This window comes from Microbulbifer maximicatervae (SeqCode) (assembly GCF_052467305.1).
In genome coordinates this window covers 5345551-5360107 of the sequence record NZ_CP174306.1, presented here as the reverse complement: position 1 = coordinate 5360107, position 14557 = coordinate 5345551, and the positions used below count along the sequence as shown (strand labels likewise).

Sequence of the window (14557 nt, the reverse complement as noted above, 5' to 3'; positions counted from 1 at the left end):
TTTCCAACAAAAAAGCCCCGCAATAGCGGGGCTTTTTATGAAGCTTGGGCTAATGACCGCTTAAGCAGTTTCGATAGAAACGAACTTGCGGTTGTTGGGGCCCTTAACTTCAAACTTCACAACGCCGTCCGCAGTGGCGAACAGGGTGTGGTCTTTGCCCATACCAACGTTAACACCGGCGTGGAACTTGGTGCCACGCTGACGAACGATGATGTTGCCTGCTGCTACAGACTGGCCGCCAAAGCGCTTCACGCCCAGGCGTTTACTCTCGGAATCGCGACCATTTCGCGTACTACCGCCAGCTTTCTTATGTGCCATGAGTCGTTACTCCTCTCTTATGCCTTGATGCCAGTGATTTTAACTTCGGTGTACCACTGACGGTGGCCCTGGCGCTTCATGGAGTGCTTACGACGACGGAACTTGATGATTTTCACCTTCTCGCCGCGGCCGTGGCTTACCACTTCAGCAGTTACTTTAGCGCCATCTACAATAGGAGCGCCAATGCTGATCTTGTCGCCATCGACAATCATGAACACTTTATCAAAATCAATGGATTCGCCAGTTGCTACTTCCAGCTTCTCCAGGCGAAGTACTTCGCCTTCTTCTACACGGTGTTGCTTGCCACCGCTCTCAAAAACAGCGTACATATTTCTATGCTCCGGTAAGGACGACACGAAGCAGCGGGAGGACCAGTAAGTCACTGCTCCGCATTTCGGGAGCTTGCGCCGTGTGTTTAACATCTATTCGCCAAAAGGCCCGCAGACGACCCAATAGCCGCAAAGAGCCCGCAATTGGCGGGGCGCAGATTCTAATCAATTCGCCGGGTTGATACAATAGCGCCCCTTCGCCTTCCGGCCCCCGGGAGGCCCCTGTCTAGTCGTATAAGGAACTCTCACATGCTGCCTTTTCACCGGGTCGCCGCCGAAGACTTTGCTGCGGTTAACCAGCGCATTCTCGATCAACTGCACTCGGACGTTCCCCTGGTGGAAAATATAGGTCACTACCTGGTCGAAGCCGGGGGGAAGCGCCTGCGCCCACTACTGGTACTGCTCTGCGCCAAAGCTTGCGGCTATCAGGGTGAGAACCATATCGATCTCGCCACCATTATCGAGTTTATTCACACTGCTACCCTACTGCACGACGATGTTGTAGACACCTCTGACATGCGCCGCGGCCGCCTTACCGCCAATGCCAAGTGGGGCAATGCCCCCAGCGTACTCGTGGGAGATTTCCTCTATTCCCGCGCCTTCCAGATGATGGTTGCCCTGGAAGACATGAACATCATGGCAATTCTCTCAGAAACCACCAACACCATCGCAGAGGGTGAAGTACAGCAGCTGGTCAACGCCGGTGATCCCGCAGTAAGCGAAGAGAATTACTTCACCGTTATCCACAAAAAGACCGGCGCACTGTTTGAAGCCGCCTGTGAAACTGCGGCCGTATTAGCCAACTGCTCAAGTGAAGAACAAACTGCACTGAAACTCTACGGTCGACACCTGGGACTCGCCTTCCAGCTGGTTGATGACGCTCTCGATTATCGCGGTAATTCGGAAGAACTGGGTAAAAATGTTGGGGATGACCTGGCGGAGGGCAAACCGACCCTGCCCTTGATCTACACCATGGCCAACGGCAGCAAGGACCAGGCACTGCTGGTAAAAACTGCAATTGAACAGCGCAGTGCGGAAAAGCTCAGTGAAATAGTAGAGGCCATTGAAGCCTGCGGTGCTCTGGATTACACCATGGATCGTGCCCGGGCCGCTGTAGAAGACGCCAAAAAGCAATTGGCCTTTATGCCCGAGAGCGAACAAAAAACCGCCCTGCAGCAATTGGCGAGTTTTGCTATAGAGAGAAACGTCTAGAAGTAAATGCTGCTCGGGCTATATCGATAGCACGGGCAGCGCCGCTACCTTAAGCACAATGCGAAACAACGCAGCTCCCCCCTCGAGCAGCTACCAAACCTGACCAGCCTCCAAGCTTTATTCGTATCTATTTCCCGCTACCCCTCCAACATTGGGTACGATTGTTCCTCTTGTTATTTCAAGCGCCAACACCAATTCCTCAGGGGCAAAAATAACGAGAAGAATATAATTGGTATGGAGAGATCAGCACATGAGAAGCTCTACTGCGCTTTATCAGCTTAGAAATTACCCGGAAATGTTCTTAAAAAATAACCTGGTGAGGATTACCGGTACAAAAGATACTGGAGTCATGGATTATCAATTCGGGACCTACACCATGGGCATGGGCGCACCTGGTATCGATAGCCCCAATGAAATTTTTGCTTTCCACCGCCAAGGGGTCTTTATCGAAGATCCGCAAACAATCAAGGTCCACCATATTCGTATGATCGATTGGGATGAAGTCCTTGCCCTAGATCGCCTTGAGCCCTACCAAATGCGCAGCGGTGCCGACATTATGATTACCGGGCAACTCAGTGACTGCTGTTTCTGTATTGGCGGGCGCAATACGAATATGCCGGCCGTTGCTCATGTTCGCCCAAGGAAAAAACAGGGACTCAATGGCAAGGCCACACACAATGAAATTATCAACCGGGGAAAGTTTAGGTTTTTAGGTAACGTCACAAAATCCCTTGGGCGCTCAACTCTAAAGCCCCACCATCACATCTACACAGACTACGCTTATGTTATTGGAGTACGGGTTAAGAACCAGTGGCAAATCTTCGCTCAACACGTAAAGACCCCCAAAGGCCCCATCCAAGCTGTCACCCGACTCTTATAATTTCTTCCATAAAACCAGATAAATAACTTTTAGCACCCCCAAACCAAAAAGCCCCGCAGTTGCGGGGCTTTTTAATAAAAAAAGAGTATTAACCGATAAGCTGAAGCAGCTCCTCTGTTTTCTGCCGCATTAATTCCTCACTTCCCCGGGATTCAACATTCAAGCGAACAACCGGTTCAGTATTTGACATACGCAAATTAAAACGCCACTCGGGGTAAGCGATACTCAACCCATCCACGTGCTCAACGCTGTCAGCTTCAGGTCCATACTTTTCCTCTGCCGCCTTTAACAGTGCTGCAGCATCCTGAACCTTAGAGTTAATCTCTCCCGAACAGGGGAAAGCAGCCATGCGCTCACCAACAAGCTGTGACAGCGATTTACCACTGCGACTTACCAACTCAGCGACTAATAACCATGGAATCATACCGCTATCGCAGTAGGCAAAATCCCGGAAATAATGGTGCGCACTCATTTCACCGCCATAAATGGCATCTTCCTTGCGCATACGCTCTTTAATAAAGGCATGACCAGTTTTACTCTGCACCGGCTCTCCACCCGCAGCGCGGACAATATCCTCGGTATTCCAGAGCAGGCGTGGATCATGAACAACTTTGGCACCGTTGTTTTTTGCCAGGAAAGCTTCTGCCAGCAAGCCAACAACATAGTAACCTTCAATAAAATCACCACTTTCATCGAAGAAAAAGCAGCGATCAAAATCACCATCCCAGGCTATACCAAAATCAGCACCGCTTGCCCGCACTGCCTCGGCAGTAGAATTGCGGTTTTCTGGCAAAATTGGGTTAGGAATACCATTGGGAAAGTTGCCGTCGGGCTCGTGGTGAACTCGCACAAACTCAAACGGCAGGTGTGGAGCCAGCGCATCAACAACCGCCCCCGCACCACCATTACCCGCATTAACCACCAATTTTAATGGTTTCAATGCAGTATTATCGATATACCCCAATAAGTGCTGCACAAAATCAGCGCGGTGTTCAAAGCGCTGCAAAGTGCCTCTTTGCTCAACCGGAGCAAAGTTGTTTTCTTCTGCCAAGCGCTTGATATCCAGTAGACCGGTATCACCACTGATTGGGCTACTGCCTGCACGTACAAACTTCATGCCGTTGTAGTCCATAGGATTGTGACTAGCAGTAACACAAATACCGCCGTCAAAGTCCCCGTGGAAATTGGCAAAGTAGACCTCTTCTGTACCGCACTCGCCGATATGGAAAACATCGGCACCCGCATCTCGCAATCCATTGACCAGCGCATCAGTCAGCTCGCCACTGGTAAGCCGAATATCATGCCCAACAACTACTCGACGAGCATTCAGGAACTGGGCAAAGGCACGCCCCACTCTATATGCAACATCGGTATTAAGTTCATCGGGTACACGGCCGCGAAGGTCATAAGCCTTAAAGCAAGTCAGCTCACTCACTTAGCCTTCTCCTTAGCAGCCTGCTCCGGCAAATAGACATTTTCGTAAACGTGGTTGGTTGCATCGATAAAGCCCTCTACAGAACCACAGTCGTATCGGCGGCCCTTAAAGGCATAGGCCAATACACAGCCCTGTTGAGCCTGCGCCATCAACGCATCGGTAATTTGAACCTCACCATTTTTGCCTGGCGGAGTGTCACGGATAAGGTCAAAGATATCTGGTGTAAGGATATATCGACCAATAATCGCCATATTACTAGGCGCATCTTCAGCTGCGGGCTTCTCGACCATGTCAGTGACTTGATACAATCCAGGCTTAATTTCGTTGCCAGCAATGACACCAAACTTATGGATCTGATCTTTCGGCACTTCTTCCACAGCAACAATACTGCAGCGGAACTGCTTATACAGCTGAACCATTTGCCCTAACACCCCCATATCTTTATTCAGGCACAGGTCATCGGCCAAAACAACGGCAAACGGTTCATCACCAACCAGACGATGCCCTTGCAAAATGGCATCGCCCAAGCCTCTCATTTCACCCTGACGCGTATATGAAAAGCTCGCCCTGTCGATTACTTTGCGCACTGAGTCCAGGTAACTTTCTTTACCGGTACCGGCGATCTGATGCTCTAGTTCAAAGTTGGTATCAAAGTGATCCTCAATTGCACGCTTGCCACGCCCTGTGACGAAACCAACCTCAGTTAAACCTGCTTCTATAGCCTCCTCAACGCCGTACTGCACCAGAGGTTTGTTCACCAACGGCAGCATTTCTTTCGGCATTGCCTTAGTGGCAGGAAGAAAACGAGTGCCGTAACCGGCTACAGGAAATAGGCATTTCTTGAGCATTCTGCTCCCCCAATCAATTTAAAACAGCGCACCCCCGCGCAGAGCCGGCAACTTATCATAGCGTCGCTGTGCAAGCACTTACACTCGATAACGCTAAGCTTGGCCCAATATGTGAATTCTCCGAGGATAAACACCAAAAATATATGAGTAAGATGAGGAATTAACACGCTAAATAGGCAGTATTTGTGAAGACAATTCTCACGCCAGTCACAAAAACCACCTTGACCGACTGGACAAGCGACACAGACCCCTTAGAATGCCCGCTCTTGCAAAAGTGTCCAATCTCAATTGCATAACCACCCACTAACGGGGAAATGATGAGTAATTTTGTACAAAAAAGTGAGTATACCAGAGAGGAGCTCCTGACTTGCTCCCGTGGCGAGATGTTCGGCCCAGGCAACGCCCAGTTGCCGGCTCCCAATATGTTGATGCTCGATCGCATCACCCATATATCCAAGGAAGGTGGTGCTTTCGGCAAGGGAGAGCTGATCGCTGAGCTCGACATTCACCCCGATCTATGGTTCTTCGGCTGCCATTTTCCCGGCGATCCCGTAATGCCCGGCTGCCTCGGCCTGGATGCCATGTGGCAATTATTGGGTTATTTCCTGGCCTGGAAAGGCAACCCCGGCCGCGGTCGCGCACTGGGCTGTGGTGAAGTTAAATTTACTGGCCAGATCCTCCCCACCAGCAAGAAGGTGACTTACCATATTCAGATGAGCCGGATTGTTGAGCGCAGGCTTGTTATGGGTATTGGCGACGGCAGTGTCTCTGTGGATGGAAGAGAAATTTACACAGCAAAGGATCTTCGCGTAGGCTTATTTACCCGTACAGACAATTTTTAAACTCGTTTTAGACTAATACCGGTAGAAACCATCAGTCCTCTGCCGACAAGCTATGCTGGAGATCACTATGCGTCGGGTCGTCATTACCGGAATGGGTATCACTTCCTGTATCGGTACCAACACTAAAGAAGTCACCGAGTCACTGAAAACTGGTCGAAGCGGCATCCGCTTCCAAGAAGAGTATAAGGAGCTCGGCCTGCGCAGCCATGTGGCTGGGCCTGTGGACATCGATTTCAAAGAGCATATCGATCGCAAGCAACTTCGCTTTATGGGCGACGCTGCAGCCTATGCGTACATTGCCATGCGTGAGGCAATCGAGATGTCGGGCCTGCAGGAGGAGCAGATATCTAATCCGCGCACGGGTATCGTGATGGGCTCTGGCGGCACATCCACCCAGCAGATTATTGACGCTGCACATACTCTGAAGGAAAAAGGTGTTCGCCGTGTGGGCGCCTACCGCGTGCCCCAGGTAATGAACAGCACCGTTTCCGCATGCCTAGCCACTCCCTTCAAGATCAAAGGGGTGAACTACAGTATTTCTTCCGCTTGTGCTACTAGTGCCCACTGTATAGGAAACGGAGCTGAGCTTATCCAGATGGGTAAGCAGGATGTAGTGTTTGCTGGCGGTGGTGAGGAACTTGCCTGGAGTTTGACTCACTTGTTTGACGCTATGGGCGCCCTCTCAAGCAAATATAACGATACTCCGACAAAAGCATCACGCCCCTACGATGCCGATCGCGATGGCTTTGTGATCGCCGGTGGTGGTGGCTGTCTGGTGCTCGAAGAAATGGAACACGCCGTGGCTCGCGGTGCGACCATCTATGCGGAGCTGACCGGTTACGGCGCAACTTCCGATGGTTACGATATGGTTGCCCCAAGCGGTGAAGGCGCCACCCGCTGCATGCAGCAGGCTCTGGCCGGTATGGACGGCAAAGGCCTGCAGGGTAGCGTGGACTATATCAACACCCACGGCACCTCTACACCCGTAGGCGATGTCGCCGAATTGAAAGCCATGCGCGAAGTCTTCGGGGATACAGTTCCGGCATTCGCCTCTACCAAATCTCTGACAGGCCACTCTCTGGGAGCTGCAGGGGTTCAGGAGGCCATTTACAGCCTGCTGATGATGCAGAATAACTTTATTGCTGCATCAGCTAATGTAGAGAACCTCGACCCCGCTGCGGAAGGCATGGACCTTGTCCGCCAGCTGCGTGAGACAGAAGTCAAACGGGCTATGTCCAATAGCTTTGGCTTTGGCGGAACTAATGCTTGCCTGATATTCGATAAAATCTAATCGAAATAAAAAGGGCGCCGCGAGGCGCCCTTTTTATTGACTGCACAACAGAAACCAAACTATTCCGGAGTCGCGTGCAAGCGCTCCAACCACAGCTCAACCTGGCGTGTCAGTCCCTGTCTCCAGCTCCGCTGCTGAACACCAAAGACATCCCGCAACTTGCCACATGAAAGTACTATGCTGCGATCCCGCTTCTCAGCCTCATCCCCTAATGAAGTAAATTGCGCAAAGCGCTCTTCATCGTAAAAAGCCTGGGCGCGCTCGACCACCTCCAGGGCAAACTCCATCGCTGTGCAGCTATCAGAACTACCGTAGTGGTAAACACCTCCTGCCTTAGCCCCGCTAGCGAGCTGCTGGGCAACCGCCACTGCGACACGAGCCATATCCACCACTGTTACTGGGTTGCCGCTGTTCCTTCCATCCAGGGCTAAAGGCTCCCCAGACACAAAGTTGCGTAAAATACGCCCTAACAAGGCATCCTGACCACTATCCACCATCCAGCCAAAACGCAAAATCGTCAGGTTTTGCAGCCCATCAAAGGCATCTTCGCAGGCCAGCCATTCGCGTCCACTCGGGGACTGTGGTTCTGCGGGCTCATCCTCGTCATAGCGGCGGCGCTCACCGCCAGAAAAAACTTGGTAGGATGAGAGGTGAATAATATATTCACAGGGTGCAGCACAAAGCCGCTTACTCACCAGCAGTGACTCCGGCATGCCTCGATTGTCGGCACAGGCGGAGGCATTAATCACAATTGAGCCCGGTCTCAATTGATCGATTTCCCCAGGGGTCAACTGCTGTATGCGAAAGCCAGCGCGCTGCAGTCTTTTTTGCAGCGCACCATCAATCTCATTACCAGCTGTGATAATGGCGACGGTATCCGGCATATAACCTGTATTCAATTCAGACACTGGTAAATCCAGTTCTTAGAACGGGATATCGTCATCAAAGCTATTATCGAAACCACCGGCAGGACCTTGGTTCGGCTGTTGCTGGGGCTGCTGGTTAGCTGGTGCCATCGGTGAGGGAGCGGTACGCCCCTGCCCGTATGCCTCCTGGCCGCCCTGCTGCTGGTAGCCACCCTGGAAACCGCCGCCCTGTTGGTCAAAACCGCTGGAACCACCCATCGGCTGGCCGCCACCCATTTGACCACCTGCGGCTGCGCCCATTCCAGCGCCACCCATACCCTGACCAAAGCCGCCCTGCTCACCGCGACCGTCCAGCATCTGCATTTCGCTGGCAACGATTTCAGTGGTGTAGCGGTCCTGGCCGGAATTCTTATCCTGCCACTTACGGGTGCGTAGAGAGCCCTCTACATAAACTTTGGCCCCCTTGCGCAGGTACTCACCGGCGATCTCAGCCAGGCGGTTAAAAAATACTACGCGATGCCACTCAGTGCGCTCCTGCTGCTGGCCAGTCTGCTTGTCTTTCCAGCTCTCACTGGTAGCCAGGCTGATGTTGGTAACAGCACCGCCACTCGGCATATATTTGGTTTCCGGGTCATTCCCCAGATTACCGATCAGAATTACTTTATTAATACCCCTGGCCATGGCCCTCTCCTCTCGTCAACCCGGGCTCCACCCGGGGCAATAAACTATTTAAACAATCAATTAATCTATCAAGTGTTATGAAATACCGTCAGCGCTGCATTGCACCATCGGCAAATATTGTATTTTTATCCAGTAGGATACAATAGCGGCTCAGCGTTAGTAAGTGCTACCTTCACGCTCTCTCGCGCAACCCCCACCACAGCAACATCCATAGCAGCAGCACCGCCAAACCCAGAGCAGCAACTGCGGAAGCGCCCCCCAGACCGAACAGCAGGCCACCGAGGCTACCGCCGACAAAGGTGCCAAAGAACTGTAAAGTCGCATAGAGCCCCGTAGCTGCACCTCTCGCTTCCGCCGGAGCCTTCCTCGTTAGCTGCGCTGGCAACAGGGCTTCAAGCAGGTTGAAACCGGTGAAGAACACTGCCAGTAAGACTACCAGCACCCAGGTGCTTGCAGACAACAAGGCCGCACTGCCACCGATCAAAGCTAAACAAGCAAAATTAAGCGCGAAAGGCACCCGATCACTTTTCTCTGCCGCCCTCATCATTGGCAACATCACCAGGAAGGTGCCGAGCATTAGTGGCCCATACAGTTTCCAGTGTTCGCTCGCGGGCCAATCCAATCTATCGACTAGCACCAATGGCAAGGCGACGAACAATGCCGTGAGCAACAAGTGGGAGAAAAAGGCCCCAGAAACCAAGCGCCAAACAAGACCACTTTTAACTACCGAACGAAAACCACTGCCATAAACCGCGGGCCGCCGAGCCGCCTCCGGAGTCGGCACCAGGCGCCAAACCAATAATCCACCCAGCAGTGCTAATCCAGCAGTGACCCAGAAAATTGCCGGCAAGCCGCCCACACCGGCCAGCGCCGGCCCTAGGATCACCGCCAGCATAAATGCGACGCCAATAGACGCTCCGATAATCGCCATCGCAATACCGCGCTTTTCATCGCGGGTTAAGTCGGCGACCAGCGCCATCACAGCCGCGGCAATGGCACCACAACCCTGCAGTACCCGCCCCACAATAAGGCCGTAAACCGAATCCGTCAGTGCAGCGATGACACTGCCCAGAGCAAACAGTGCAAGGCCGGTATAAATAACCGGCTTGCGCCCCCAGCGATCGGACAGGAGCCCCAGAGGAATTTGGAGTATCGCCTGACTCAGGCCATAGGCACCCATTGCCAGCCCCAGCAGCATGGGCGTGCTATCGCGATAGCCCTCGCCGTACACAGTGAGAACCGGCAGGACCATAAACAGGCCCAGCATACGAAAGACATACAGGGAAGCCAGCCCACCCAGGGCGCGGCGCTCAATGGAATTCATGCAAATCCCGGAACAGCATCAAATAGGGCGCGCATTGTACAGTGAGCCGCCTCCCGGCTGTAGGGGAAACAGCACAACTTTTATCCACAACTAGTTACGACCGTACTCATCATCGAGGCGGACAATGTCATCCTCCCCGAGATAACTGCCGGATTGCACCTCGATCAGCTCCAAGGGAATCGTACCGGGATTCTCCAAACGGTGAACCACCCCCAGGGGGATATAAGTCGATTGGTTCTCGGTGATCAGGACCTCTTCTTCACCCCGGGTAACCTTCGCAGTTCCCTGCACCACAACCCAGTGTTCAGCGCGGTGGTGATGCATCTGCAGGGATAGCTGCTGACCCGGCTTCACCACAATACGCTTCACTTGAAAGCGTGGACCCGCATCAATCGAGTCGTAGTAGCCCCAGGGCCTATATACCTTGCGGTGCCTTTGGGCCTCACTGCGGCCAGTGCTCTTGAGGTTACTGACCAGTTTTTTGACTTCCTGGACCCGTTGCCGGTCAGCGATCAGAAGCGCATCGTCAGTATCGACAACCACCAGGTCGGATACACCGAGAAGGCTGACCAACCGGCTCTCACCACGCACCAGGCAGCGCTGGGAGTCTTCTAGCAACACATCACCCTGGAGCAAATTGTCATTGGCATCGCGTTTTGCCAACTCCCACAGCCCCTGCCAGGAGCCCACATCGCTCCAACCAGCATCCATCGGCACAACCGCAGCGGATTCAGTCGGCTCCATCACTGCATAATCTACAGACTCATCCGCGCAGGCTGCAAAAGCCTCTCTATCCACCCGGGTAAAATCCAGGTCCCTAGCAGCACTCTGATAGGCACTGCGGCAAGCTGCGAGAATATCTGCACGGTACCGCTCCAACTCCTCCAGATAGCGGGAGGCGCGGAACAGGAACATGCCACTGTTCCAGGAGTAATCCCCGGATGCCAGGTAAGATTCAGCGGTTTCAGTGTCCGGCTTTTCGACGAACTCCGCCACTTTCCAAGCAGTTTCCGCCAATTTATCCCCGCGCCGAATGTAGCCGTAGCCGGTCTCCGCCCGGGTCGGCACAATACCAAAGGTGACCAGATGCCCCTGCTCAGCCAGGGCTCGGGCCGACTCTACAGACTCCTGAAAATTTGCCTCGTCGGAAACGGCGTGGTCTGCCGGTAATACCAGCAGTAAAGGGTCAGCTCCTGACTCCAGTGCTGCCAGGGCAGCCAGGGCAATAGCCGGTGCAGTATTGCGCGCGCAGGGCTCCAGTAAAATGGACTGGGCTCCGTGGCCGATTTCCTGCAATTGCTCGGCGGCGGCAAAACGATGCTCTTCGTTGCATACCAGCATCGGCGCCTGTAATGGCTCAATGCCCTCCAGGCGCCTTACGGTTGCCTGTAACATCGTTTCACCACCGATAAGGGGTAGGAATTGTTTAGGGTAGGCCTCGCGAGAGAGTGGCCACAGGCGCGAGCCGGTGCCACCACAGAGAATCACAGGAATCATCGAATGCTATCTGCCTGAATGTCGGGTATTGCGAAAGACAATTTTCGCACATCAGGTGGCGAGTTTATACTTGACTGTTTTTCCGGCACCGCAGTTGTGATCGCCCCGCGCGGAGCAAGTCCGAGGCCCGGCCCAGTATTAGCAGCATATAGGTAGAGCGTGGACACGATTTATGTAAGGGGTGCTCGCACCCACAACCTGAAGAATATCGATCTGGACATTCCCCGCGATAAACTGATCGTTATCACCGGCCTGTCCGGTTCCGGCAAATCTTCCCTGGCCTTTGACACCCTCTACGCAGAGGGGCAGCGCCGCTACGTGGAATCACTCTCCACCTACGCCCGTCAATTCCTGTCGATGATGGAAAAGCCGGATGTGGATACCGTCGAGGGGCTATCACCGGCTATTTCAATCGAGCAGAAGTCCACCTCACACAACCCCCGCTCCACTGTGGGCACCATCACAGAGATCTATGACTACCTGCGGCTGCTATTTGCCCGGGTTGGAGAACCCCGCTGCCCCGAGCACGACGAACCCCTGCAAGCCCAGACGATCAGCCAGATGGTGGATCAGGTACTGGCTTTACCGGAAGGCAGCAAGATTATGTTGCTGGCGCCGGTAGTTCGCGATCGAAAGGGTGAGCACCAGCACGTATTTGAACAATTGCGCCGGGACGGATTTGTGCGGGCACGGATCGACGGAGTTATCTGTGACCTGGACGACACCCCCAAGCTGGATAAGCGCCGCAAGCACACCATTGAGGTGGTGGTAGACCGCTTTAAGGTGCGCGAGGACCTGCAACTGCGTTTGGCGGAGTCCTTCGAAACTGCCCTGAATCTCACCGACGGTATCGCCTCCATCAGTTTTATGGATGGAGACCAGGAAGATCGCCTCTTCTCTGCCCGCCACGCCTGCCCCGTCTGTGATTACTCACTGGATGAGCTGGAACCGCGCCTGTTCTCCTTCAACAACCCCGCGGGTGCCTGCCCCAGCTGTGACGGCCTGGGCGTCAAACAGTTCTTCGATGAAGACAAGGTAATTATCGATTCGGAAAGCAGTATTTCCGAGGGCGCCATTCGCGGTTGGGACAGACGCAATATTTACTATTACCACATGCTCGACTCCCTCGCCGAGCACTACGGTTTCGATCTGGATAAGCCCTGGAAAAAATTACGCAAAGCCCACCGCAAGGTTATCCTGCAGGGCAGTGGCGACGAAGAGATAGACTTCAGCTACGTCAATGATCGCGGCGATGTCACCGTGCGCCAGCACACCTTCGAGGGCATTATCCCCAACTTCCAACGCCGCTATCGGGATACCGAGTCCCAATCGGTACGGGAGGAGTTAGCCAAGTATCTGAGTACACAAAAATGCCCAGAGTGCCACGGTACCCGCCTGCGCCGCGAGGCCCGTCATGTCTTTGTGGATAACCGCACCCTGGCGCAAATTACTGAGCTGCCTGTAGGCGATGCGTTCGAGTATTTCGACCATGAGCTGGCTTTTAAAGGCGCCCAGAAAGAGATTGCCGATAAGATTCTCAAAGAGCTGCGCGATCGATTCCGCTTCCTCGTCGATGTCGGCCTGAATTACCTGACCCTAAACCGCAGTGCAGAAACCCTCTCCGGCGGCGAAGCACAGCGCATTCGCCTCGCCAGCCAGATCGGCGCCGGCCTCGTGGGCGTAATGTATATTCTCGACGAGCCCTCTATCGGCCTACACCAGCGGGACAACGAGCGCCTGCTCAACACCCTTACCCACCTGCGCGATATCGGCAACACGGTTATTGTGGTGGAGCACGATGAGGATGCCATTCGCAGTGCCGACTTTATCGTCGATATTGGCCCCGGTGCCGGAGTCCATGGTGGAGAAGTCGTGGCAGCGGGTACCGCCGATAAAATTGCCAAATGCAAGAAATCCCTAACCGGTCAGTACCTCTCCGGCAAAAAGAAAATTGCCGTACCGGAAGAGCGCTACGTACCCGACCCGGACTATTTGTTGCGTCTCGAAGGCGCCAGTGGAAATAATTTACAGGACGTCGATCTGGAAATCCCAGTAGGATTATTTACCTGTGTAACCGGTGTATCGGGCTCTGGTAAGTCCACCCTGATTAATACAACGCTCTATCCACTTGCCGCCACTGCACTTAACAAAGCAACAACCCTTAAGGCCTCCCCCTATAAAGAGGTGCACGGCCTGGAGCACTTCGACAAATGCGTGGATATTGATCAGAGTCCTATCGGGCGCACTCCTCGCTCAAACCCGGCAACTTATACCGGTATTTTTACCCCAATTCGCGACTTGTTTGCCGGCACCCAGGAAGCCCGCTCACGGGGCTATAAACCTGGACGCTTCAGCTTTAACGTCAAGGGTGGGCGCTGTGAAGCCTGCCAGGGCGACGGGGTGATTAAGGTAGAAATGCACTTTTTGCCGGATGTCTATGTACCCTGTGATACCTGTCACGGCAAGCGCTACAACCGCGAGACCCTGGAGGTACACTACAAGGGCAAGAATATCCACGAAGTATTGGAAATGACCGTGGAAGATGCACGGGAATTCTTTGACCCTGTGCCCGCAATCGCGAAGAAGTTGCAAACCCTAATGGATGTCGGCCTCTCATATATCAAGCTGGGCCAGGCTGCCACCACCCTCTCAGGCGGTGAAGCCCAACGGGTAAAACTCTCCCGCGAGCTATCCAAACGAGACACTGGGCAAACCCTGTACATCCTCGACGAACCGACTACCGGCCTGCACTTTGCCGATATCCAATTACTGCTGGATGTTCTGCATCGCCTGCGCGATCACGGCAATACCATCGTAGTGATCGAACACAATCTGGACGTGATCAAAACTGCAGACTGGATTGTAGACCTGGGCCCGGAGGGTGGCTCTGGTGGCGGACAAATTATTGCCACGGGGACACCTGAGGATGTTGCAGAAATGGACATTTCCCATACCGGGCGTTTTCTTAAAACCATGCTGAACTGATTGAACAAGAAAGGATGCCAACCTATAGATCGGCATCCTTTCTTACTCA

The 14557-nt window shown here is 53.5% G+C and carries 13 protein-coding genes; 5 read left to right on the top strand and 8 right to left on the bottom strand.

The genetic code is table 11. The features are described 5' to 3' along the window. Positions 1 to 60: 60 nt before the first annotated feature. Both rpmA and rplU read right to left on the bottom strand, forming a co-directional pair. A complete protein-coding gene (gene rpmA, locus ACJJI4_RS23455) occupies positions 61 to 318 on the bottom strand; it encodes a 50S ribosomal protein L27 (protein ID WP_073277572.1) in 258 nt (85 codons plus the stop codon). Between the two features lie 17 nt (positions 319 to 335). Continuing rightward, entirely contained in the window at positions 336 to 647 is a 312-nt protein-coding gene (gene rplU, locus ACJJI4_RS23450; RefSeq protein ID WP_444926605.1) for a 50S ribosomal protein L21, read from the bottom strand. A gap of 249 nt (positions 648 to 896) precedes the next feature. On the opposite strand from rplU, the gene ispB reads away from it, so the two are divergent. Both ispB and ACJJI4_RS23440 read left to right on the top strand, forming a co-directional pair. Then, positions 897 to 1859 carry an octaprenyl diphosphate synthase gene (gene ispB / locus ACJJI4_RS23445; RefSeq protein WP_444914818.1) on the top strand — a complete coding sequence of 321 codons (963 nt, stop codon included), beginning with the start codon at positions 897 to 899 and terminating at the stop codon, positions 1857 to 1859. 250 nt (positions 1860 to 2109) lie between these two features. Next, a complete protein-coding gene (locus ACJJI4_RS23440) occupies positions 2110 to 2739 on the top strand; it encodes a hypothetical protein (RefSeq protein ID WP_444895269.1) in 630 nt (209 codons plus the stop codon). Positions 2740 to 2827: 88 nt separating this feature from the next. On the opposite strand, the gene ACJJI4_RS23435 is transcribed toward ACJJI4_RS23440, so the two are convergent. Continuing rightward, positions 2828 to 4174: a phosphohexomutase domain-containing protein gene (locus tag ACJJI4_RS23435; protein ID WP_444926604.1), complete on the bottom strand. Its 1347-nt coding sequence runs from the start codon at positions 4172 to 4174 to the stop codon at positions 2828 to 2830. Continuing rightward, positions 4171 to 5022: a UTP--glucose-1-phosphate uridylyltransferase GalU gene (gene galU, locus ACJJI4_RS23430; protein ID WP_444926603.1), complete on the bottom strand. Its 852-nt coding sequence runs from the start codon at positions 5020 to 5022 to the stop codon at positions 4171 to 4173. Before galU ends, ACJJI4_RS23435 begins: the two co-directional genes overlap by 4 nt. Positions 5023 to 5339: 317 nt before the next feature. On the opposite strand from galU, the gene fabA reads away from it, so the two are divergent. Further along, entirely contained in the window at positions 5340 to 5864 is a 525-nt protein-coding gene (gene fabA / locus ACJJI4_RS23425) for a 3-hydroxyacyl-[acyl-carrier-protein] dehydratase FabA (protein ID WP_444928265.1), read from the top strand. A gap of 67 nt (positions 5865 to 5931) precedes the next feature. Further along, positions 5932 to 7155 (top strand): beta-ketoacyl-ACP synthase I, encoded by a 1224-nt coding sequence (fabB, locus tag ACJJI4_RS23420; protein WP_413664294.1) that lies wholly within the window; start codon positions 5932 to 5934, stop codon positions 7153 to 7155. Positions 7156 to 7214: 59 nt separating this feature from the next. On the opposite strand, the gene ACJJI4_RS23415 is transcribed toward fabB, so the two are convergent. The 4 genes from ACJJI4_RS23415 to ACJJI4_RS23400 form a co-directional block, all read right to left on the bottom strand. Beyond that, on the bottom strand, positions 7215 to 8063 hold the full coding sequence (locus tag ACJJI4_RS23415; RefSeq protein WP_444926602.1) for a sugar nucleotide-binding protein: 849 nt from the start codon (positions 8061 to 8063) through the stop codon (positions 7215 to 7217). 15 nt (positions 8064 to 8078) lie between these two features. After that, positions 8079 to 8702 (bottom strand): single-stranded DNA-binding protein, encoded by a 624-nt coding sequence (gene ssb, locus ACJJI4_RS23410; RefSeq protein ID WP_282934376.1) that lies wholly within the window; start codon positions 8700 to 8702, stop codon positions 8079 to 8081. Positions 8703 to 8874: 172 nt separating this feature from the next. Then, on the bottom strand, positions 8875 to 10026 hold the full coding sequence (locus tag ACJJI4_RS23405; protein WP_413664292.1) for an MFS transporter: 1152 nt from the start codon (positions 10024 to 10026) through the stop codon (positions 8875 to 8877). 90 nt (positions 10027 to 10116) lie between these two features. Continuing rightward, positions 10117 to 11523 (bottom strand): mannose-1-phosphate guanylyltransferase/mannose-6-phosphate isomerase, encoded by a 1407-nt coding sequence (locus ACJJI4_RS23400; protein WP_444926601.1) that lies wholly within the window; start codon positions 11521 to 11523, stop codon positions 10117 to 10119. Between the two features lie 159 nt (positions 11524 to 11682). Between ACJJI4_RS23400 and uvrA the strand changes: the two genes are divergently transcribed. After that, positions 11683 to 14508, top strand: coding sequence for an excinuclease ABC subunit UvrA (gene uvrA / locus ACJJI4_RS23395; RefSeq protein WP_444926600.1), 2826 nt, complete (start codon positions 11683 to 11685; stop codon positions 14506 to 14508). Positions 14509 to 14557 lie beyond the last annotated feature (49 nt).

Bases quoted from the DNA above. Each gene is read 5' to 3' on its own strand.
- rpmA (WP_073277572.1), bottom strand. From the start codon at position 318: ATGGCACATAAGAAAGCTGGCGGTAGTACGCGAAATGGTCGCGATTCC.
- rplU (WP_444926605.1), bottom strand. From the start codon at position 647: ATGTACGCTGTTTTTGAGAGCGGTGGCAAGCAACACCGTGTAGAAGAA.
- ispB (WP_444914818.1), top strand. From the start codon at position 897: ATGCTGCCTTTTCACCGGGTCGCCGCCGAAGACTTTGCTGCGGTTAAC.
- ACJJI4_RS23440 (WP_444895269.1), top strand. From the start codon at position 2,110: ATGAGAAGCTCTACTGCGCTTTATCAGCTTAGAAATTACCCGGAAATG.
- galU (WP_444926603.1), bottom strand. From the start codon at position 5,022: ATGCTCAAGAAATGCCTATTTCCTGTAGCCGGTTACGGCACTCGTTTT.
- fabA (WP_444928265.1), top strand. From the start codon at position 5,340: ATGAGTAATTTTGTACAAAAAAGTGAGTATACCAGAGAGGAGCTCCTG.
- fabB (WP_413664294.1), top strand. From the start codon at position 5,932: ATGCGTCGGGTCGTCATTACCGGAATGGGTATCACTTCCTGTATCGGT.
- ssb (WP_282934376.1), bottom strand. From the start codon at position 8,702: ATGGCCAGGGGTATTAATAAAGTAATTCTGATCGGTAATCTGGGGAAT.
- ACJJI4_RS23405 (WP_413664292.1), bottom strand. From the start codon at position 10,026: ATGAATTCCATTGAGCGCCGCGCCCTGGGTGGGCTGGCTTCCCTGTAT.
- ACJJI4_RS23400 (WP_444926601.1), bottom strand. From the start codon at position 11,523: ATGATTCCTGTGATTCTCTGTGGTGGCACCGGCTCGCGCCTGTGGCCA.